The organism is Bacillus sp. F9_6S_D1_P_5 (assembly GCF_054823925.1).
Map to the genome: position 1 here is coordinate 13241 of NZ_JBTREW010000035.1, position 20875 is coordinate 34115.

Sequence of the window (20875 nt, forward strand, 5' to 3'; positions counted from 1 at the left end):
GATACAAGTTCAGCTTCTTTCTATAGATTGGATTCCTCCTTTCACTTTTCAGTTGCTGCTACTTACATATTATGTTACTTATTTACATTATATTATATATTTCAGTAACATTAAAGTATTTTTTCTGAAAATACAAAAAGCCGAGCACTTTCACTCGACTTTTTACGTATTAATCTTCTTTCGGAAGAACAATTCCTTTATACAATTGAACTGTAATGAAGTAATAAATCGCATAAATTACTACGAAAATTACGATTGGTACCCAAATACGGAAGTAAGGATCCATTAAAATAAATCCGAAAATATTCATACCAACTAATACGTGAGCGATACCCACAATTGCTGGGAATAAGAATACTAAGAATAACTCTTTATAAATCGATTTCGTTAATAACTCACGGCGCACACCGATTTTACGAAGCATTTGATAACGCGTAATATCTTTTGATGCACCTGAAAGAATTTTAAACATTAAACAACTTGCCATCATTGCTAGGAACGCGATTCCAAGGAAGAATCCCATAAACACTGTTCCGCTCGCAACGCCATAGAACATGTCGTAAGCTTGATATTTACTATCTAATCTTTCAGCTTTTACATTTTTATATTTATCTAGCTGCAACTCGTCAAGTTTTTTCCATTCTTTTTTGTGCGCTTCAAAATCATCTGTTTTTCCAGTAAATACAATTCCTTCTTTACCATTTACAGTATCGTACATTTTTTGATCTACAATTTTAATTGCATGATCTTCATGTACGTAGAATGGCTCGATTGTTCTGAAAGCCTCGTCCCATTCTTGTGGAAGTTCTTTAGCGTTCGCATCTTTTTCATTCATTTCTCTAGCAACTGCACCCACTGGTAGTTCCTCTGAAACTTTTTTCGTTTTCACTAAATCTTTCATCGACTTCATGTTTTCCATATCTTTTACTAAAGGACGATTTTTCTCTAAATCCTCTTTTACATAGTAAACGTATTTATCATCGACTTTGTAACGATATTCGCTTTTCTCTTTAAATGTAATACCGTCTAAAATTTTCTTTTCTTCAGCAGTTGGATTATGAACTACTGAATCATAGATTACGAAACCATCAACCATTTTTATAACGTTATTTTTAAACGCCATACCACCTGAAATGGCACCGGCTCCAAGCGCTACTAACATCGCTACTGTCGCAAGCACTTTCGTTAAACTATTAATACGGAAATTTAATTGTGCAAATGTAAAAGCGTTAAGTCCTTTTTCACTACGCTTTTTATTACTTTTTAACTTTTTAATAATAACCGGAAGAAGTGATCCAAATAGCATATAAGTACCAGCTGTTGTTGTAATTAATGCAATAAGAATTCCCATCTCTCTTAGTTTTTCCATGTAAATCATTGATGCATAGCCAATTCCTAATAAAATAACTGCAAGGAATGCAACTAAACCTGTCATTTTTCCTTTTACTGCAACACGCTCTGTTTGTGCGTCTGCATGTACAAGTTGCAGTACAGAAATACGTGATAATTTAATACTGTTCATAATTGCTGATAATACAAATAATGCAAAGAAGAAAATACAAGTAACAGTCATAGATGGTAAATAAAATGCTTTATAACCTTCACCAGCAAATTCAAGCTGTTTCATTAATAACTGTCCGATACCTTCTGCAAGTCCTACACCAACTGTAATACCAATCGCAAGAGACGCAGCACCTAATACTATCGTTTCAATAAACATAAGCAATGTAACTTTATGTTTTTTTGCTCCTAACATCATATACATACCGAATTCTTTTTGACGAAGAGATAATAAGAAAGAGTTCGCATATAAAATATAGAAGAACGTTATAATAGCTAGTAAAAATGAACCTGCTTGGAATACGAATCCAATTGATTGAATAACTGAGTTAGATTCAATAAACGCTTTATTCAGCACTAACGTTTGGAACATATAAAAAATTGAAATTGACATGACAAGACCAACAAGTAAGACGATATAATCTTTCAGCTTACTTTTCAGCCCCGACATGGAAAGTTTAAATAACATACTGAAACCTCCTTTCTTACGCTTTTTGTGTACCTAAGTCTGCAAGTACATCTAAAATTTCTTTGTAGAACTCTTCACGCGTACCACCGCGATGAATTTCTTTATACAGTTCACCATCTTGAATAAACAAAATACGCTGACAGTAACTTGCACTATACGGATCATGCGTAACCATCATAATCGATACGCCTTGATCTTTATTTAAATTTGTCATCGCATCAAGTAAACTCGTTGCATTTTTAGAATCAAGAGCTCCTGTTGGCTCGTCCCCTAAAATAATTGCTGGTTCATGCACAAGTGCACGCGCTGCTGCTGAACGTTGTTTCTGTCCACCAGATACTTCAGATGGATACTTTTGAAGAATTTCTGTAATCCCTAACATATCCGCTACTTTTTCTACTTTCGGTCCAATGTTACGTGATGGAACACCTTGAAGGGAAAGTGGAAGTGCAATGTTTTCATAAATAGATAAGTTCTCTAATAAGTTAAAGTCTTGGAAGATGAAACCTAATTTTTGTGAGCGGAAATCAGAAAGCTCACCTTGCTTCATTTTCGTAATATCCGTACCCGCAATTTCAACAACGCCGCCCGTTGCTTTATCAAGCGTTGAAATTACATTTAACAATGTCGTTTTACCAGAACCAGATGGTCCCATAATTCCTACAAACTCACCCTCTTGAATTGAGAATGAAACACCTTTTAGTGCGTGTGATTGGTTCTCACCTTTTTTACCGTACACTTTTTGAACGTTTTTCACGTCTACAACTGGTTTCGTCATATATATCCTCCTACGCTTGTTTTTCCATTACCTATTTTGCGCCTTTTGGAAGGGAACTGCTATTTGTTAACATTACAATTACCTTACACTTTTGTAAGATAAAAGTGGTGCGAGCGTAAGGTTAGTTGATAAATGAAATTTTATTAGCGATTTTCTAAATTTATCGGCGTTTCTCCAAAGAATAGCGATTTACCGAAAAAAAAGATGACAAGAAAAATGGACTGTTCCACAAAAGGAACAGCCCACTTCTCTCTTTATTTCTTTAAAGGTGTTACCGTCCAATACGTAATAACACGCCAAATCCATTCTAGTGGACCCATCTTAAAGATTTTCATCCAAATCATACTAAATACAATTTGAATTGCATAAATTGCGATACACACATATAACGTCTGCATGTAAGTTAAGTTTCCTGCAAAGTTAAATACACTGCCTGCGATTAAAATCATTGCAGTTTGTCCGATATAATTTGTTAAAGCCATACGGCCATAGTATTTCAATGGTGCTAATATTGTTTGAACTGGTTTCAATTGAAGTAATAAAATTAATGCTCCAACATAAAAGGCTGAAATTACTGGTCCAACTGTAACACCAATTGTTAAGAATTGAGCTGCAGCATCCATTGTTCCATCCTCAGTCATAATTATCATATTTACAAATGGCTCAGCAGGAACATGCCCATATTGATACCATATAGCTACGACGCTTAAAACAAACATAACACCTGTAAAAATAGCGACTTTCTTTATGTTCTGCGTGAGATTTTCAAATACACGATATTGTCCTGCAGCAAGACCTAATAAAATTAAGCCGAGTGGTAATAGTTCTTTAACGCCCATCACACTAAAAGCAATTGTCAAAATAAGACCAATTATCAAGTTCACTTCTTTTTTCGCTTTATAAAATGGTAAAACGATTAACCCGCAGATTGCATATAACGTTAACGCTTCGCCAGGCTGAAACATGTAATGAATCAAACCGAAAATAAATAGCGCAACTAGACGACGTAAAAATAGAACATATCCATTTTTCCCTTTTGCAATTGCTCTCGAGATAAAGATATAGAATCCTACTCCAAATAAGAATGAGAAAATCGAGAAGAAACGACCTTCTACAAATAAGTATAGAAACCTTTGATAACTTGCATCCACTGTATTAGGGTCTGGAATTTTAATGTTAAGTAGTGCGAGAATATTTACTAAAATAATCCCTAGTAGTGCAAAGCCACGAATGTAATCTAACTCATCAATTCGCTTGTTTGTAATATTGTTCCCCATAAAGCAACTCCTTGTATAAAACTTAATCCTTTCTTACTCTACTGGAGAAAGCTGCTCACAACTATCGACAAACCTTACAGAAATCTTACATTATTGTCATATAGCAAAATAAAACCAGGTCATATTGCGACCTGGTTTACTCTGATTGCTTTGATCTTTGAGGTTGTCCTTTTTTACTATTGCGCTGTTTCACTTGAACAACTGGATCAAGTTCATTTGAAAATTCAGCGTTATGTCCATTTTGCGTTTTTTGCTCTGGGTTATTTTGATCTGAACGTTTCGCCATTACATTCACTCCTTATTAGTGCGGTGTAATAATCATTTGATGTTGCAGTTGGCGAATTGCCATACGTGCTCTATTTAACTGCTCACGTTGCTCATCATTCGCATGTTGTTGCATCGTTTGTAAATCGTTATATGCTTGTTCTAATTGTAACTGCGCATCCGAATACTCCATCGTATTGTAATGCTCTTGTCTCATACCTTGGTCTAATTGTTCTTTCGCATATTCCACCGCTTGTTCCGCTTGTGTAATATACGATTCAAGTGATTGACGCTCTGCCATAATTGTCCCTCCTTGCTTCAATTCCCCTTTAGTGTGTCCCTTCCATCTGAACCTTATGAGTATGTTATAATGGATTTTGTTTCATTTTGACTCGGCTTAGGAGGGAAAGTAATGAAGGTTCAAAACCCTTTTCCATATACAAACGACAATAAACGTTATCATACATGGAATTACCATTTACGAAATGAATTTGGTGAAAAAATCTTTAAAGTTTCATTAGATGCTGGCTTCGATTGCCCGAACCGTGACGGTACAGTTGCTTATGGCGGTTGTACATTTTGTAGTGCTGCTGGATCTGGTGACTTCGCTGGCGATCGCCGCGATGATGTTATAACGCAATATCATGAAATGAAAGAAAAAATGCGCTCAAAGTGGAAAGACGGAAAATGTATCGCTTATTTCCAGGCGTACACAAATACACACGCACCACTTGAAGTGTTAAAAGAAAAATTCGAACCGCTTCTAGCAGAAAAAGACGTTGTCGGTCTTTCTATCGCAACTCGTCCAGATTGTTTACCGGACGATGTCGTTGAATATTTAGCGGACTTAAATAAACGCACATACCTTTGGGTTGAACTCGGTTTACAAACTGTTCACGAACGAACTGCAAACCTTATTAATCGCGCTCACGATTACCCGTCTTACGTGGAAGGCGTAAATAAATTACGTAAGCATGGCATTAGAGTTTGCTCTCATATTATTAACGGTCTTCCCCTTGAAGATTATGACATGATGATGGAAACAGCTCGTGAAGTAGCGAAACTTGACGTACAAGGAATTAAAATTCATTTACTTCATTTATTAAAAGGAACTCCAATGGTGAAGCAATATGAAAAAGGACAACTAGAATTCCTTTCTCTTGAGGATTACGTAAGTCTCGTTGTTGACCAACTTGAAATTATTCCAGAAGACGTAATTGTGCACCGCATCACAGGTGACGGTCCACCTGATTTAATGATTGGTCCAATGTGGAGCTTAAATAAATGGGAAGTATTAAATTCCATCGATGCAGAATTTGTACGCCGCGGAAGCTGGCAAGGAAAATATGCAAATGAGGAGAAACAACAATGAAATTAGAACGAGTATTACCGTTTGCTCGCACACTGCTGCAAACAGCTGTTAAAGAAGGCGATTACGCTGTAGATGCAACTTTAGGAAATGGACATGACACTTGCTTCCTAGCTGAAATCGTTGGAGATAACGGAAAAGTATTTGGATTTGATATTCAAAAAGAAGCAATTGAAAGCTCCGCTATCCGTTTAAAAGAAAAAGAGCTTTTCGGACGTACTGTTTTAGTTCACGATAGTCACGACACGCTTCTATCCGTACTACCAGATGACGCAAAAGGAAAAGTAACAGGCGCTATCTTCAACTTAGGTTACCTTCCTGGCGGTGACAAGCATATCGTTACAAAACCGAACTCAACAATTTCAGCAATTGAACAATTACTAGAAGTAATGACACCTGAAGGGATCATCGTCCTTGTCATTTACCACGGACATCCAGAAGGACAAGTAGAACGCGACGCTGTTCTCAAATTTGCAGAAGAACTAGACCAAAAACAAGCTCACGTACTGCGATACGGCTTCATTAACCAGCAAAATAACCCGCCATTTATTGTGGCGATTGAGAAACGATAATATATCGACGATTTTTCAATTATATCTATCGTAACTCCGGATATATCAACGATTTTTTCGATATATCAATGATTCGACACACTATATCGACTTATCGACAAAACATAACAAAAAAAGACGTGTACTCATTGCACGTCTTTTTGTTATTCTCCTATATAATGGATGTATACAATATTTGAAGAAAGAAGGATAGAACTTTGCTAGTAGAACTAAGGGGAATTCAAAAGAAGTACGGCAAATCACTTATACTAGACAACATTGATTTATCCATTTCAGAAGGAGAGGCATTCGCTATTATTGGCGGGAACGGGACTGGAAAAAGTACACTACTCAAAATAATTGCAGGATTTATTTCACCTACAACAGGGACACTTCAAAGAAAAGAACATATACAAATCGGCTATGTACCTGAACATTTTCCTGAAGGGATTCGTTTTACATTAGAGGATTATCTATATCATCTCGGCCACATTCACGGTTTATCAACAAAATATTTAAAAGATAAAATTCCGATGCTTCTTGAATCTTTTCATTTACATCATGCAAGACATTCCATTGTACGAAACTTTTCAAAAGGCATGAAACAAAAAACAGGCATTATGCAAGCATTGCTTACAGACGTCCATTTATTAATTTTAGACGAACCGCTTTCTGGGCTCGATCCTAACTCACAGCAAGAACTAGAACATATTTTACTCTCATTAAAACAACACGGCATATCTATACTCTTCACATGTCACGAAAAACAGCTACTAGAAAACTTCGCCGATAGAATTATGACGTTAGCAAATCATACAATCATGGAAGACATCTCTGTGCAAAAAAGAACAGAACAAGTCTATATTGAAGCAATCGTTCACGAAACATTTTCAGCGATAGAACTACGGAAGCAATTAGGATTTATACACGTTGCACACAATTCAAATCAAAACCTTATTCAATTACAAATCGAAAAAGAATATACAAACGAAATGCTTCAGTTTTTATTACATAAAAAAGCATCTATCACACTGCTACAACCTAACTTTTAAATCGAAAGAAGGTTTATTATGTTTGCGCTTATTCGTTACCATTTTCTCGACTATACAAAATCATATAAGTACGTCCCTCCTATTGCGATGTACTTTGTGAGCTTACTTTTTGTATATACATATAAACCAACTCCTATTGTACCGACATACTTGGAAACGGCACTCGCACTTTATTTATTATCTGCTTGGATTACGGTCACGATTTTTCATACTGAAGACCCTGTACAAGAACAAATTACTATTTCTCACACAAATAATATTTCCACACTATATGTTGGTAAATATATTACCGCTCTTCTCATTTGTACTGTTTTATCTTTTATATCCGTAATCTACCCAATTATTTTGCAAATGTTTAATGAAGAAATGACAGTTTCTTTATTTTTAGTCGGATTTCTCGCTCACATGTCTTTCTCTATACTAGGAATTTCAATTGCAACTTTATTTACTAGAAATATTATTCAAAAAGCAAGCACCGCTTGGCTTAGCCTTACATTTATATTACTTATAACAATCGCCTCCATCCGGTTAAAAAAAGAGTTACTATGGTTTTTACCACCTGTCGAAAGCTTTCTAATGCTTGGACAATACAAATTTAATATACTGACTCACACGCTATGGCTCACAGCTTGGGCTATCGTATATTCATTTTTATTACTTACTTTATTTCTTTTTACCGTGCGCAAAAAACGATTTTAATTACATATTAAAGGAGACGAAACAATGATCGGAATACTAGCAGGAATGGGGCCAAAATCAACTGGACCATTCGTCGATACAGTTGTAGCAAAGTGTCAAACAATATACGGAGCAAAGCATGATATGGACTTTCCTCATATGATGATTTATTCGTGCCCAACACCGTTTTACATGGATCGCCCTATTGATCACGAAGCAATGAAAAAAGCAGTTATTGAAGGGGCACAAAAACTTGAAAGTACTGGCGTAGAATTTATCGCTATGCCGTGCAATACGGCGCATCTTTATTTTGAGGAATTACAGCGATCTCTTTCTATTCCTATTTTGAATATAGTTGATGAGACGTTAAAAGCAATTCCTAAAACTGCCAAAAGAGTCGCTCTTCTTGCAACGGAAGCAACTGTTCAAGCTGGGATTTACCAAGATGGGATTGCAAAACGTAATATAGATTACATTCATTACGAACAATGGCAGGAAAGCATTAATCAAATTATTACTTATATTAAAAGCGGAGAAGTTAAAGAAGCTCACAGATTATGGGATGCACTCGTTTTACAATTGAAAGATGAAGTTGATACCGCAATTATTGCATGTACCGATTTGAACGTGGTGGCGAGTGAGGATTTTGTTGATTCCTCTCACTGTCTTGCTGAGGCGGTTGTTAGGATGTATGTAGAAAATATAAGGGGGGCCAAATGAATATACCTTTTGAAATGGGATACACGTTTGATGAAAACCTTAGAGAAAAACCTTTATCCCTTGCTGAAATGGAGCAAGGGATTGTATTTTTGAAAGAGGATTTACATGAAGGACCGTTATATGGGAAAAACTGCGGATTAATCGGTGTTTATGAACGAATCGCTGGCAACCTTTCTGACAGTAAGTATTACTTACAGGAAGCCATTGAATATTACACACAAACAGACAACATCCAAGGGATTTTTATTAACAAACTTCGTCTCGCACATACATATCATTGGGAAAGAAATTTTTCTGCTGCAAATACAATCTTTGCCGAACTTCTACAAACACTACCAGACTTACCCGCTTATGAAGATTTTTTCTACCAACATTATGGAAAAAGCAAATTAGATGAGGGTGACTTCCACACCGCCCTTACTTGTTTTCAAAAAGCGCTTCAAATCAGGCTACAAAAAGGAAATGAAGAGCTGATTCACTCAACTAAGCTTTGCATTACGTATTGTACGCCTCACCTATGAAAATCCAAAAACTTTTAACATTTTTCACAATTCTTTCAAAGTAATCACACTTAATCTCGCTATATTAAAATGAGGAATTTATTCATATAGGGAAGGTTAGGGGAACTGAAAGTATGAAAGTAAATCGTTCGCTTCATTACATTTTTTGGCGTTGGCATTTTTATGCTGGACTTTTTATTACGCCGCTTCTTATTACGTTGTCACTGAGCGGAATTGGGTATTTATTTCGGGAAGAGGTTGAGGATTTCATCTATAAAGATTTATATTTTGGGAAGAGCGCCCAAACAGAATCTATTTCGATGTCTGATTCTATTTTACTAACAGAGAAAAAATATCCACATTATAGTGTGGCGAAAATTAGTGAGTTTAATGGGGACTATAATACGAGACTTACGATTTCAAATGAATATACGGGGCAACAAAAATTTGTGTATTTAGATAGCAACAATCAAATTGTTGGAGATCAAAATGCAAGTGAAACATTTGCGAATATAATGCGGGAACTACATAGTTCTCTTTTAGTTGGTGGCACTGTCGTCAATTATATTGTAGAGCTTGCGGCATGCTGGACAATCTTTTTAATTGTGACCGGGTTGTATATGAGTATACGCCAGTTCAAAAATACACCCGCATCCAATAAGCGAGAAAAAGCAAAACGACGTCATTCTATTATCGGTATTATATTTACAATTCCACTCGTTCTGCTAGTCGCATCTGGATTGCCATGGTCAGGATTTATGGGTAACCAAATTTATAAAATCGCATCATCGAATGAATCAATTGGATATCCAAAGTTGTATATGGCGCCGCCTGAATCAAAGGTAAAAGAATTGCCGTGGGCAACAAGACAAGAAGCTCCTCCTGAATCGAATTCGAATGAACCGAAAGCAATTTCTGTCGATGAATTACAAAAAGAAATTGAAATAAAGAAACCGTATGTTATTTCACTACCAGCTGATCCGAAAGGTGTGTTCACTGTTTCGAAATCAAGCGGTTCTGGTATTACAGGTATGCATGTTGCACCAAATGAAGAAATAACAGTTTACTTTAATCAATATAGCGGAGAACTCATTTCGAAAACAGACTATCGTGATTATGGATTACTTGCACAATGGTTCACTTACGGTATCCCGCTTCATGAAGGTCATTTATTCGGATGGCCAAATAAAATATTATGCTTACTAACGACATTATCTTTATTACTTCTCATTTATTACGGAGTAAAAATGTGGTTAGCAAGAAAGCCGAAAGGAAAATTAGCAGCACCGCCAAAGCAAAGAGATAAGAAAAGCATATTCGTTTTCTTTATCATGATGGTTATACTAGGCGCTGTCATGCCTTTATTTGGACTGTCTGTTTTAGTTATTTTTGCGATTGAACTTCTTATATATGTATTTTCGAAAATACGATCATAATGAAAAAGCATTTGTACTCTCGTGTACAAATGCTTTTTATTTACTATTTTCTTTTTTTCTACCACTTATTAAAAAGACAATATCTACTATAATAATCAATGCGATAATAACTTGCGCTACATAATCCATCGTTGTAGGACCGCCGGTTTTATTCATCATCATATACGTTCCAGTTACAAATGAAATGGAAAGTAGCACGAGTAATGTCACTTCAATATGGTCATATAGCTTTTGAAACAATCGCTTCATCTCCGCCACCTCCTTTACCATATTATAACAAAAAAACCACTCTAAAAGAGTGGTTTTCTTCATCACTGCGCCGTTTTCTTTCGATACATCTTCCCGTTCCAATAGAAGAATCGTGAAGTGAGACCTCCGTATTTTACAATGCGCCGCGCCATTTTGTGCATATTCTTTTGTGCTGATACTTTTTGGTCTGATAAATAAATACCGAGTAATCCTCGGCTTATAAGACGATGAAACTTCGCATGAGGTAAATCGCCAATGCTCTTCTCTGCTTCTTCTACAAAGTGTTTCATACGATCTAATATCGCTTGCTCGTTTTCGTAATAACTACAGAAATTCAAATCTCCGCCTATACGGTCTTCTTCTTGATCAATGAAATAATCAAGCAAAATGTGAAGTCCTTGTACGTAAGGGAAGTATCCTTGTCTAATTTTCGCAATATCTTCATCATGTAATTCATCATGAAATGCATATGCGACAAGACAGAAGATTCCAAGCGTAGAACCGGCACATGCTGAAAATTCAAACCAACTCATCTCAGGTAAGTTTTCTTTATGTGCTTCAAACCATTTTTGTAAACGTGGTTCTCTTTCTTCTAACTTCACGTGTTTATGAATTTGCAAATCACAATAATAACAAGCAAGTTCATGCAGAACAGGAGCAATTTTGTCATAGTGCTTCGTTTTCTTTAAAACATCTTGGCATGTTTCAACAAGTTCATCTAAATAACCACCATCGTCTTGATCATCACGATAACGATAATAATTACCACCACCTTCTACTTCAGGTGACAATGCCATTAACATCGATTCATGAAGTGCGGCAAAATCATTTGGATCAAGTGATGTACTGCGATCACATAAATTATCTAAATAGTCGCTGATCGTTTGATACGCTACGATAAAACGAACACATTCCTCTCGGTGCTCATTTGCTAATAGCGCTAAAATGCCACCGCCTTCGCAATGAAACGTTTTATGCTCAATACTTGCGATTGCTTGACTATGAAGCTCATCATTCGGAATATGGTAGGCACGCTCTTTCCACATCGCTAGCTCATGGTGTACAACCGGAAACACATCACGGTATACTTTCGCCATGAGCGTTATGGGATTACTCGGTACGTTCACTTCTTCCTTCATCTCCTCTATTCAATGTACAAATAATTTACTTATTTGTTTCTATTATGTTATTGATGCGTATTTCAGTAAATGACTGAATATAATTCAAAATTTCATCACGCTCATACTCGTTTAATAACTCATGATAACAATTCGGCCATTCTTTAAAAGCCTTATCACTTATTTTAACATTATCAAACCAAGTGCGGACACGTGTTTTATCTACAAGTTTATCCTCACACGCCTGCATTAGCAAGAGCGGAACATCTGGAAAATCATCTATTTTTTTATGAGCAATTTCGATAGACTTAATCAATTCACTATACCAACGGACTGATACTTTGCGCAAGAACAATGAATCATTCTCCATTGCGTCCCGAACCTCATGATTACGAGTTGACATTTCCACTGTAAGGTTCGTTGCAAATTGCAATTTTGGAGCAATAACATTTAATATTTTTGAGGCGACTCGAAGTGGGGCAGAAGGTCCAGTTACTACCCCTAAGCAAGGTGAACTTAAAATAATACCATCTACGTCTTCTCTCTTCGTTTCTTGCATCATTCGAATAACGATAAGACCGCCCATACTATGACCGAATATAAAAATAGGTAACCGATACTTTCTTGCCTCTTTCACCCATAATTTAACTTCCTCTATATATTCATCAAATGAATCAATATGTCCTCTATTTCTTGAAGTCGTTCCATGCGACGGAAGGTCCCCCATTACGACGTGGTAGCCACTATGATTCCACATTTCCGCAACAGCTTCGTAACGTCCGTGATATTCCATCGCGCCGTGCACAATAATGATTACAGCCTTTGCTTCCTCCGCTTCATAATTCCACATACGGACCTCCTCCATTTCACTCTTTTTCATAATTTGATACACTGAAACTAGTCTCTAGGAAAGGAAGGCTTTACATGATATATCCTTATAAAGAAAAAAATCCGAAAATTGCGAGTAGTGCTTTTATCGCTGACTATGTTACGATTACAGGCGATGTTTCCATTGGCGAAGAATCAAGTATTTGGTTTAATACAGTCATCCGTGGTGATGTGTCACCAACAATTATTGGAGATCGAGTAAATGTACAAGACCAATGTACACTCCACCAAAGCCCACAGTATCCTCTTATTTTAGAAGACGACGTAACTATTGGGCATCAAGTTATTTTACATAGCTGTCATATTAAAAAAGATGCTTTAATTGGAATGGGATCTATTATTTTAGATGGTGCTGAAATTGGCGAAGGAGCCTTTATCGGTGCTGGAAGCCTCGTTTCACAAGGAAAAAAAATCCCGCCAAACACGTTAGCGTTCGGTCGCCCAGCGAAAGTCGTTCGTGAGTTAACGGAGGAAGACCGTAAAGACATGGAGCGAATTCGCACACAATATGTTGAAAAAGGTCAGTACTATAAATCATTACAGAAATAATTTTATCGCTGCCATAAGATTGGCAGCTTTTTTTATAAAAACTAACTTTTTCTTTACAAAACATTATTACTCCCTCAATAAAATCTTATTAAAATAAAAGCTAATATCTCCATATATATGTAAGCGAGGGAGGAGAATTTTCATGAAGGTCAGTGGACTGTATAAAATAGAATGTTACATTTTCAAAGGAATTAACCGATACTTTGATCAAAAAACATTAAATATCTTTTTCAGCAATATTACTCATATCGGTGGTGCTACTTTCTCAATGGCACTCACACTTTTCTTTTTAATTTTCGCAAAAGGGACTTTGCATCAAGTTGCAATCGCAACTGCTATTTCTTTAGCAATTAGCCATATTCCTGTGCAAATATTAAAAAGATGGTATCCGCGAAAACGTCCTTATTTAACAATTCAGGATGCGAAATATCCAGTCCATCCATTAAAAGACCACTCTTTCCCGTCTGGTCATACAACAGCCGTTTTCTCTGTCCTTATTCCATTTATTTGTTATAATCCAAGTTTATTTGTTTTTCTATTACCGTTAGCATTATGCGTCGGTATTTCTCGCATTTATTTAGGGCTTCACTATCCATCTGATGTATTTGTCGGTATGTGCCTCGGCACTTGCTCTGGCATCATCTCTTTTTATCAATTCATCCCACTTTTCACATAAAGGAGTGATATGATGAGAGTCGCCATTTTTACCGATACTTTTACACCACAAGTCAACGGGGTTGCGAAAACATTAGGACGATTAACACGTTACTTTCAGAAAGAAAAGATCGCCTATTCTGTTTTCGCCCCTCGGCATACAGCTGAAGATAATTTCGTGGCTAATGTGAACAAGATGAGAAGTATCCCGTTAACAATATTATATCCAGAATGTCGCTTTTCTTTTCCTACTCCGCGCATTAAACGAGAACTTCTTTCCTTTAAACCTGACATGATTCACATTGCTACACCTTTCAACATGGGACTTTGTGGATTGTATTATGCAAAAAAGTTAAACATCCCAGTTGTCGGTTCTTATCATACTGATTTCGATGCTTATTTACGCTATTACAAAATCGAATTTCTCTCCAATATGCTTTGGAACTATTTAAAATGGTTTCATAGTCATATGCAAAAAAATTTTGTACCTTCCTTTGAAACGTTACACCAACTAAAAAATAAAGGCTTTCAGGCCCTATCCATATGGGGACGTGGTGTAGATTGCACACTCTTTCATCCATCTTACAATACAGACCTATTCCGAAAAAAATATAATATTACAGCGAAGTATGTCCTTTCCTACGTTGGACGGATTGCTCCTGAAAAAGATATTGATACGTTGCAACACCTTATCGTAAAAACAGCGCATACTCGAAACGACATTCATTGGCTCATCGCAGGAGACGGTCCGCTAGCAACAAATTTACGTGAAACTGTTCCGAAAGCAAATGTCACTTTTACTGGATATTTACAAGGTAAGGATTTAGCTGAAGCATATGCTTGCTCTAACATCATGGTATTTCCATCTGCTACTGAAACGTTCGGAAATGTCGTACTCGAATCACTTGCATGCGGTACACCTGTCATCGGTGCAAATAGTGGCGGGGTTAAAAATATTATTACAGATGGAAAAACGGGAGTTCTTTGTCCGCCCAAACATGCGGATTCATTTCTATCATCCATCCATTCTTTATTGCAAAATGAACAAAAACTGATGCAAATGGGGCTAGCAGCTACGTCTTATGCCAAATCAAAGAGCTGGGATGAAATCTTTCGTGGCTTACTTGACCAATATGAAGAAGTCCTTCAGCACACCGCATCAGAATTACTCGCTTAAACAGAAAAACTCCCTTCAAAAAACGAAGGGAGTTTATTACATGGTCATAAATTTTAGTTTAATAAATGATACATAAGGTTAAACATTGTTTAATTTCTATATTCATTATAACAAAAATAAACATAACTAAACATACTTGTAATAAAAACCCATAAAAATTAATATATGGTTATACAACATTTTAACTGTATAGTGATTTTAAGAATTCCCCTTAAAATCAACTTACTCACATACCTTTATACAGTAATTGTTCCCCAATTTCTGTATATCAAAAAACCTTTCATTCATTTGAAAGGTCTTTTTGAGCTTGCACATATTCTTCTTTCGTATTCACATTTATAAACCAATCCGCATTCGCTTGTACATCTTCACCAACAATATATTTCACATTACATTGTGATAAAAGCTGGCCCATACTTCTTTTTTCTTCCTGAAGCAAAGCATAAATCTTTTCTTTCACGCGGTTATGATACGCTGCAAGTAACGGTTGTTTCCTTCCATTAATAATAGGTACAACCGCATCATATTCATTGCTCGTTTGCTCTAGCATAATGGTAAACCATTCACGCGAAACATTTGGCGCATCGCAAGGCATAATAACGTACCAATCTGCTTCTATATATTCCACTCCTGATACAATTCCAGCAAGTGGTCCATTTCCTTTATAATGCGGAATATCTTCTATAACAGGAACTTGTACAAGTTGCTCTACTCGCTCTTTTATATCGGAGTTACTAATGACCACAACTTCTTGGAGCGCACTTGTCATCACTTTCAAAATATGCTCTATAAAAGTACTACCTTGCCAGCTCGCTAGTGCTTTCGGCTCACCGAATCGACTCGACATACCGCCTGCCAATACAATTCCAGCATACTTACTCATTGGCGATGCAGCTCAAATGTAATATGACCTAATTCCGGTAAAATTAATTTATTCATCGCAAGACGAACTGCTCCGCTAGATCCTGGCATGGAAAAGACAACTTTGCGCCCAATTGTACCGCCGATCGCTCTACTTAACATCGCGCTGCTTCCGATATCTTCTAAATAACTAATCATACGAAACAACTCACCAAACCCGACAATCTCTTTATGTAATAACGCTGATACTGCTTCAATCGTTACATCACGCTTCGTAATACCAGTACCGCCATTTGTTAACACGGCATCGACATCTTCCCTATGATAACCTGCTAACACTGCTTGCTGAATACTTTCTTTATCATCTTTTACAATTTCATAAGAGGTCACTGTATGCCCTGCTTCTTTTAACAATTCATGTAATAGTTGTCCACTCTTGTCCGTCTCTTCTGTACGTGTATCAGAAATCGTCACGATCTTGCAACGCACTTCTTTTGGCGCTTGTTTTTTATGTTCAGTTACGCTCATTTTATATCTTTCCTTTCCTAAAAGCTTTTCTTCATTTTATCATACCTATCTTTACACAATTATGTATGAAGCCACTAATACACCATGATACAATATAAGTATATACAACCACAAAAAGGAAAATATACTTTCTTATACTCCTAGACTACACATCATTAGCTACTCTTTAAATCCTCTTATATTTTCCACATAGTAAATTTCATTTTAAATTACAAAATAATTTGGAGGTTCACCCACTATGGAACTTTATAAAAAACTAACAACAACATTCATCCTCTTATTCGTCGCTTCCATTACTGTCGGCTTTTCTCTAAAAGGCGCAATTCCATACGCTACATTAGTAAGTATTATATTCGCAACACTCTTTTTACTAAGCAGTGCCTTTTGCGCAGGTAAAGCACGCCAAATGAAAGGATGATTACATATGTTCAAGAAGAAACAGATCCTTTGTAAATACTGCGGGAAAGAAATACAAACGTATGAAAAGTCATGGATTCATATGCCATTTCCGGCAAATGGTATGACGAATATGAAAAAGTATATTGAGCTAGACGGCGAAGTGTATTGTAACTCATGCATTCAAATTGTAAGTAAAACAAAATAAAAAAAGCTTTGCGCTCACTGCGCAAAGCTTTTTTTCATATATTATAGACCAGCTTGCTCTTTTAAAGCTGCAGCTTTGTCTGTACGTTCCCATGTTAGATCTACATCAGTACGTCCGAAGTGGCCGTAAGCTGCTGTTTGTTTATAAATTGGGCGACGTAAGTCTAGCATTTTAATAATACCAGCTGGGCGAAGATCGAAGTTGTTACGAACTAGTTCTACTAGTACGTCTTCAGATACTTTACCAGTGCCAAATGTATCAACTGAAATTGATACTGGTTGTGCTACACCGATTGCGTATGCAAGTTGTACTTCTGCTTTGTCAGCAAGACCAGCTGCTACGATGTTTTTCGCAACATAACGAGCTGCATATGCTGCAGAACGGTCAACTTTCGTTGCATCTTTACCAGAGAATGCACCGCCACCGTGGCGAGCGTATCCACCGTAAGTATCAACGATGATTTTACGTCCTGTTAAACCAGCATCACCTTGTGGTCCACCAATTACGAAGCGGCCAGTTGGGTTAATGAAGAATTTCGTTTCTCCATCTATTAATTCTGCTGGTACTACAGCTTTAATTACGTGCTCTTTTAAGTCGCGATCGATTTCTTCCCATGTAACATCTGGGTGATGTTGTGTAGAAATTACGATAGTATCAACACGTACTGGTTTACCATTTTCATCATACTCAACTGTAACTTGCGTTTTTCCATCTGGACGTAGGTATGATAATGTATCATTTTTACGTACTTCAGTTAAACGGCGAGCTAATTTGTGAGCAAGCGAGATTGGAAGTGGCATTAACTCTTGTGTTTCATTACATGCGAAACCAAACATTAAACCTTGGTCTCCTGCACCAATTGCCTCAATCTCAGCGTCAGTCATTTGACCTTCGCGTGCTTCTAGCGCTTGGTCAACACCCATAGCGATGTCAGCAGATTGCTCATCGATAGATGTTAAAACTGCACAAGTTTCTGCATCGAATCCGTATTTTGCGCGTGTGTAACCAATGCCTTGAATTGTTTCACGAACGATTTTTGGAATATCTACGTAAGTAGAAGTCGTAATTTCCCCCGCTACCAATACTAAACCAGTTGTTACAGTTGTTTCACAAGCTACACGTGCATTTGCGTCTTTTGATAAGATCGCATCTAAAATTGAATCAGAAATTTGGTCACAAATTTTATCTGGATGTCCTTCAGTTACAGACTCAGATGTGAACAGATGACGTTTTTTTGTCATGTGGTAAACCTCCCTACAGTAATTGTATATATTGTACGGAACTCATCCTTAATTTGCCACAAATTGCGACATACATTTATTCTCCCACACAAGCATACAGAAAAACCTTTCCCACTTTACATAGAGGAAAGGTTTAATTTGCTACTTGCATACTGCTTTTTGCCCTTCGCTCTTATCGTTCGAGACCTGTAGCCTCGCACAGGTTTTAGCACCTATTCACCTGTATTTACCACTACAAGTGAGGTTGCTGGGCTTCATCGGGCCTGTCCCTCCGCCAGCTCGGGATAAGAGAGTATCCGTCCCAACCTATACTAAAGAAATGATATTCATTTGTCAATTAATATTCACATTTTCCTGAAAGTTTTTCTCAATACGCCTAAAATGAAATATTAATAAGGAAATAATGTATTCACACAAACAAAAAGAAATAAATAGTATACATTATTTATATAATTGTGTTATACTCTTGTTGGGGATTACGAGAAATATTTCATTAAATGAAAAGGATGGTATATAAATATGAGTACTGTGAATGTCCAAATTGGTTTACACGAATTATTGAACGGAAGCAATGCACAGATTCAACTAAGTGTTCCGCAATTAGTGGAAAAAGTATTAATGCGAAATGAAGGGAAATTAACTTCTACTGGTGCCGTTTCTGCTTCAACAGGAAAATATACAGGACGTTCTCCTAAAGATAAATTTATTGTGAAAGAAGCATCGGTTGCTGACAAAATTGCTTGGGGAGCAGTGAATCAACCGATTTCTGAAGAACATTTTAATAAATTATATACTAAAGTTTTAGAATACTTAAAAGAAAAAGAAGAGTTATTCGTCTTCAATGGATTTGCAGGCGCTGACCGCAATTACCGCCTACCAATTCAAGTTATTAACGAATATGCATGGCACAATTTATTTGTACATCAATTATTCATTCGTCCAACTGAAGAAGAATTAACAACTCATGAATCAGAGTTCACAATTGTTTCTGCACCAAATTTCAAAGCTGATCCAGCTGTTGACGGTACAAACTCTGAAGCATTTATTATGGTTTCATTCGAAAAACGTATCGTACTAATTGGTGGTACAGAATACGCTGGAGAAATGAAAAAATCAATCTTCTCTATTATGAACTTCTTACTACCTGAACAAGATATCCTTTCTATGCATTGCTCTGCAAACGTAGGTGAAGAAGGCGACGTAGCACTATTCTTCGGTTTATCTGGAACAGGTAAAACAACATTATCTGCTGATCCAAACCGTAAATTAATCGGTGATGATGAGCATGGTTGGTCCGATAACGGTGTATTCAATATTGAAGGCGGTTGCTATGCAAAATGTGTAAACCTTTCTCACGAGAAAGAACCACAAATTTTCGATGCAATCAAATTTGGATCTGTTTTAGAAAACGTTATCATTAATAACCAAACGCGTATCGCAGACTACAACGATACTACTTTAACAGAAAATACTCGTGCTGCATACCCTATGCATGCGATCGACAATATCGTACTGCCAAGTGTTGCTGGACACCCAAATACAATCATTTTCTTAACTGCTGATGCATCTGGCGTATTGCCTCCAATCAGTAAGTTATCAAAAGAACAAGCTATGTACCATTTCTTAAGTGGTTACACTAGTAAACTAGCAGGAACAGAGCGCGGCGTTACATCTCCGCAAGCAACATTCTCAACTTGCTTCGGTTCACCATTCTTACCACTTGATGCATCTCGCTATGCTGAAATGCTTGGTGAAAAAATCGAGAAACACGATGCGAAAGTATTCTTAGTAAACACTGGCTGGACTGGTGGCGAATACGGCGTTGGTAAACGTATGAACTTAGGTTACACTCGTGCAATGATTCAAGCTGCATTAAGCGGCGAACTTGCGAAAACTGAAACAGCTAAACATGACATCTTCGGTCTTGAAGTTCCACTTCACGTACCAGGTGTACCTGACGAAGTGTTAATGCCTGAACAAACTTGGGCTGATAAAGCTGCTTACAAAGCGAAAGCAATCGAACTTGCGAGCGAATTCAAAGAGAACTTCAAAAAGTTCGACAGCGTGTCTGAAGATATTATTAACTTAGGCGGTCCAATCGCTTAAGTACAAACTTTCTGTTGGAATAACCCTTTTACTCATATGAATAAGTGTCGTGTAACCGTAAAGTTTCGCGTACTCACCGACAAAACCCAATGCGGCTTAACGGTTATACACACTTACATAAAAAAGAAGCTTACGTTTTTACGTAAGCTTCTTTCCAGGCTGTGGAGAAAGTCTTCTCCACAGCCTATTTTTGTGTCTGAACCTCTTTTTATGTGTCAACACTGATAAAAAAGAGGAAAAGGAGAG

At 36.9% G+C, this 20875-nt stretch carries 24 protein-coding genes and 1 riboswitch; of the genes, 13 read left to right on the forward strand and 11 right to left on the reverse strand.

Annotation, left to right across the window (positions count from 1 at the left end; translation table 11 throughout):
- Nucleotides 1–169 precede the first annotated feature (169 nt).
- The 5 genes from ACUXEY_RS26720 to ACUXEY_RS26740 form a co-directional block, all read right to left on the reverse strand.
- Nucleotides 170–2029, reverse strand: coding sequence for an FtsX-like permease family protein (locus ACUXEY_RS26720; RefSeq protein ID WP_461301962.1), 1860 nt, complete (start codon nucleotides 2027–2029; stop codon nucleotides 170–172).
- Nucleotides 2030–2045: 16 nt separating this feature from the next.
- Nucleotides 2046–2807: an ABC transporter ATP-binding protein gene (locus ACUXEY_RS26725; RefSeq protein WP_000165844.1), complete on the reverse strand. Its 762-nt coding sequence runs from the start codon at nucleotides 2805–2807 to the stop codon at nucleotides 2046–2048.
- 254 nt (nucleotides 2808–3061) lie between these two features.
- Nucleotides 3062–4084, reverse strand: coding sequence for a DUF418 domain-containing protein (locus ACUXEY_RS26730; protein ID WP_461301963.1), 1023 nt, complete (start codon nucleotides 4082–4084; stop codon nucleotides 3062–3064).
- A 136-nt stretch (nucleotides 4085–4220) separates the two neighbouring features.
- Nucleotides 4221–4370: a hypothetical protein gene (locus tag ACUXEY_RS26735; protein WP_001129345.1), complete on the reverse strand. Its 150-nt coding sequence runs from the start codon at nucleotides 4368–4370 to the stop codon at nucleotides 4221–4223.
- A 15-nt stretch (nucleotides 4371–4385) separates the two neighbouring features.
- A complete protein-coding gene (locus tag ACUXEY_RS26740; RefSeq protein WP_000840869.1) occupies nucleotides 4386–4649 on the reverse strand; it encodes a YtzC family protein in 264 nt (87 codons plus the stop codon).
- A 111-nt stretch (nucleotides 4650–4760) separates the two neighbouring features.
- Here ACUXEY_RS26740 and mnmL point away from each other — a divergent pair, with 111 nt between their 5' ends.
- The 7 genes from mnmL to ACUXEY_RS26775 all read left to right on the forward strand — a co-directional run bounded on the left by mnmL (nucleotide 4761) and on the right by ACUXEY_RS26775 (nucleotide 10654).
- Complete coding sequence (mnmL, locus tag ACUXEY_RS26745) at nucleotides 4761–5720, forward strand: tRNA modification radical SAM protein MnmL/YtqA (protein WP_000868034.1); 960 nt, start codon at nucleotides 4761–4763, stop codon at nucleotides 5718–5720.
- Nucleotides 5717–6289: a tRNA 5-(aminomethyl)-2-thiouridylate-methyltransferase MnmM gene (mnmM, locus tag ACUXEY_RS26750; protein ID WP_461301964.1), complete on the forward strand. Its 573-nt coding sequence runs from the start codon at nucleotides 5717–5719 to the stop codon at nucleotides 6287–6289. The genes mnmL and mnmM overlap by 4 nt, the downstream gene beginning before the upstream one ends.
- A 197-nt stretch (nucleotides 6290–6486) precedes the next feature.
- Complete coding sequence (locus ACUXEY_RS26755) at nucleotides 6487–7320, forward strand: ABC transporter ATP-binding protein (protein WP_461301965.1); 834 nt, start codon at nucleotides 6487–6489, stop codon at nucleotides 7318–7320.
- A gap of 18 nt (nucleotides 7321–7338) precedes the next feature.
- A complete protein-coding gene (locus tag ACUXEY_RS26760) occupies nucleotides 7339–8019 on the forward strand; it encodes an ABC transporter permease (protein ID WP_461301966.1) in 681 nt (226 codons plus the stop codon).
- A gap of 24 nt (nucleotides 8020–8043) precedes the next feature.
- The gene (locus tag ACUXEY_RS26765; RefSeq protein ID WP_461301967.1) at nucleotides 8044–8718 is read left to right on the forward strand and encodes an aspartate/glutamate racemase family protein; all 675 of its coding nucleotides are present in this window, start codon (nucleotides 8044–8046) and stop codon (nucleotides 8716–8718) included.
- A complete protein-coding gene (locus ACUXEY_RS26770) occupies nucleotides 8715–9239 on the forward strand; it encodes a hypothetical protein (protein WP_461301968.1) in 525 nt (174 codons plus the stop codon). The genes ACUXEY_RS26765 and ACUXEY_RS26770 overlap by 4 nt, the downstream gene beginning before the upstream one ends.
- 113 nt (nucleotides 9240–9352) lie before the next feature.
- A complete protein-coding gene (locus ACUXEY_RS26775; RefSeq protein WP_461301969.1) occupies nucleotides 9353–10654 on the forward strand; it encodes a PepSY-associated TM helix domain-containing protein in 1302 nt (433 codons plus the stop codon).
- Nucleotides 10655–10690: 36 nt separating this feature from the next.
- Here the strand turns inward: ACUXEY_RS26775 and ACUXEY_RS26780 are convergent, their stop codons facing one another.
- Genes ACUXEY_RS26780 through ACUXEY_RS26790 form a run of 3 tightly spaced genes read right to left on the reverse strand, consistent with a single transcriptional unit; the run spans nucleotide 10691 to nucleotide 12871 of the window.
- Entirely contained in the window at nucleotides 10691–10924 is a 234-nt protein-coding gene (locus ACUXEY_RS26780; RefSeq protein WP_429599247.1) for a hypothetical protein, read from the reverse strand.
- Nucleotides 10925–10965: 41 nt separating this feature from the next.
- Nucleotides 10966–12030 (reverse strand): tetraprenyl-beta-curcumene synthase family protein, encoded by a 1065-nt coding sequence (locus ACUXEY_RS26785; protein ID WP_429599039.1) that lies wholly within the window; start codon nucleotides 12028–12030, stop codon nucleotides 10966–10968.
- A 37-nt stretch (nucleotides 12031–12067) separates the two neighbouring features.
- Nucleotides 12068–12871, reverse strand: a complete 804-nt coding sequence (locus ACUXEY_RS26790) for a lysophospholipase (protein WP_461301970.1) — start codon at nucleotides 12869–12871, stop codon at nucleotides 12068–12070.
- Between the two features lie 74 nt (nucleotides 12872–12945).
- On the opposite strand from ACUXEY_RS26790, the gene ACUXEY_RS26795 reads away from it, so the two are divergent.
- From ACUXEY_RS26795 to ACUXEY_RS26805, 3 genes are all read left to right on the forward strand, one after another.
- A complete protein-coding gene (locus ACUXEY_RS26795) occupies nucleotides 12946–13458 on the forward strand; it encodes a gamma carbonic anhydrase (RefSeq protein WP_000640195.1) in 513 nt (170 codons plus the stop codon).
- A gap of 142 nt (nucleotides 13459–13600) precedes the next feature.
- Entirely contained in the window at nucleotides 13601–14134 is a 534-nt protein-coding gene (locus ACUXEY_RS26800; RefSeq protein WP_429599030.1) for a phosphatase PAP2 family protein, read from the forward strand.
- Nucleotides 14135–14146: 12 nt separating this feature from the next.
- The gene (locus ACUXEY_RS26805) at nucleotides 14147–15289 is read left to right on the forward strand and encodes a glycosyltransferase family 4 protein (protein ID WP_461301971.1); all 1143 of its coding nucleotides are present in this window, start codon (nucleotides 14147–14149) and stop codon (nucleotides 15287–15289) included.
- Nucleotides 15290–15569: 280 nt separating this feature from the next.
- On the opposite strand, the gene ACUXEY_RS26810 is transcribed toward ACUXEY_RS26805, so the two are convergent.
- The gene (locus tag ACUXEY_RS26810; RefSeq protein WP_429599024.1) at nucleotides 15570–16172 is read right to left on the reverse strand and encodes a molybdenum cofactor guanylyltransferase; all 603 of its coding nucleotides are present in this window, start codon (nucleotides 16170–16172) and stop codon (nucleotides 15570–15572) included.
- The gene (locus ACUXEY_RS26815) at nucleotides 16169–16678 is read right to left on the reverse strand and encodes a MogA/MoaB family molybdenum cofactor biosynthesis protein (protein WP_461301972.1); all 510 of its coding nucleotides are present in this window, start codon (nucleotides 16676–16678) and stop codon (nucleotides 16169–16171) included. The genes ACUXEY_RS26810 and ACUXEY_RS26815 overlap by 4 nt, the downstream gene beginning before the upstream one ends.
- A gap of 238 nt (nucleotides 16679–16916) precedes the next feature.
- Here ACUXEY_RS26815 and ACUXEY_RS26820 point away from each other — a divergent pair, with 238 nt between their 5' ends.
- A complete protein-coding gene (locus tag ACUXEY_RS26820; RefSeq protein WP_000424805.1) occupies nucleotides 16917–17096 on the forward strand; it encodes a hypothetical protein in 180 nt (59 codons plus the stop codon).
- Between the two features lie 6 nt (nucleotides 17097–17102).
- Nucleotides 17103–17282 (forward strand): hypothetical protein, encoded by a 180-nt coding sequence (locus ACUXEY_RS26825; protein ID WP_461301973.1) that lies wholly within the window; start codon nucleotides 17103–17105, stop codon nucleotides 17280–17282.
- Between the two features lie 41 nt (nucleotides 17283–17323).
- Here the strand turns inward: ACUXEY_RS26825 and metK are convergent, their stop codons facing one another.
- Nucleotides 17324–18523, reverse strand: coding sequence for a methionine adenosyltransferase (gene metK / locus ACUXEY_RS26830; RefSeq protein ID WP_429599015.1), 1200 nt, complete (start codon nucleotides 18521–18523; stop codon nucleotides 17324–17326).
- Nucleotides 18524–18692: 169 nt separating this feature from the next.
- Nucleotides 18693–18814, reverse strand: a riboswitch (SAM riboswitch).
- 228 nt (nucleotides 18815–19042) lie between these two features.
- Here metK and pckA point away from each other — a divergent pair.
- A complete protein-coding gene (gene pckA, locus ACUXEY_RS26835; RefSeq protein WP_166703429.1) occupies nucleotides 19043–20629 on the forward strand; it encodes a phosphoenolpyruvate carboxykinase (ATP) in 1587 nt (528 codons plus the stop codon).
- The last annotated feature ends 246 nt before the right edge of the window (nucleotides 20630–20875 follow it).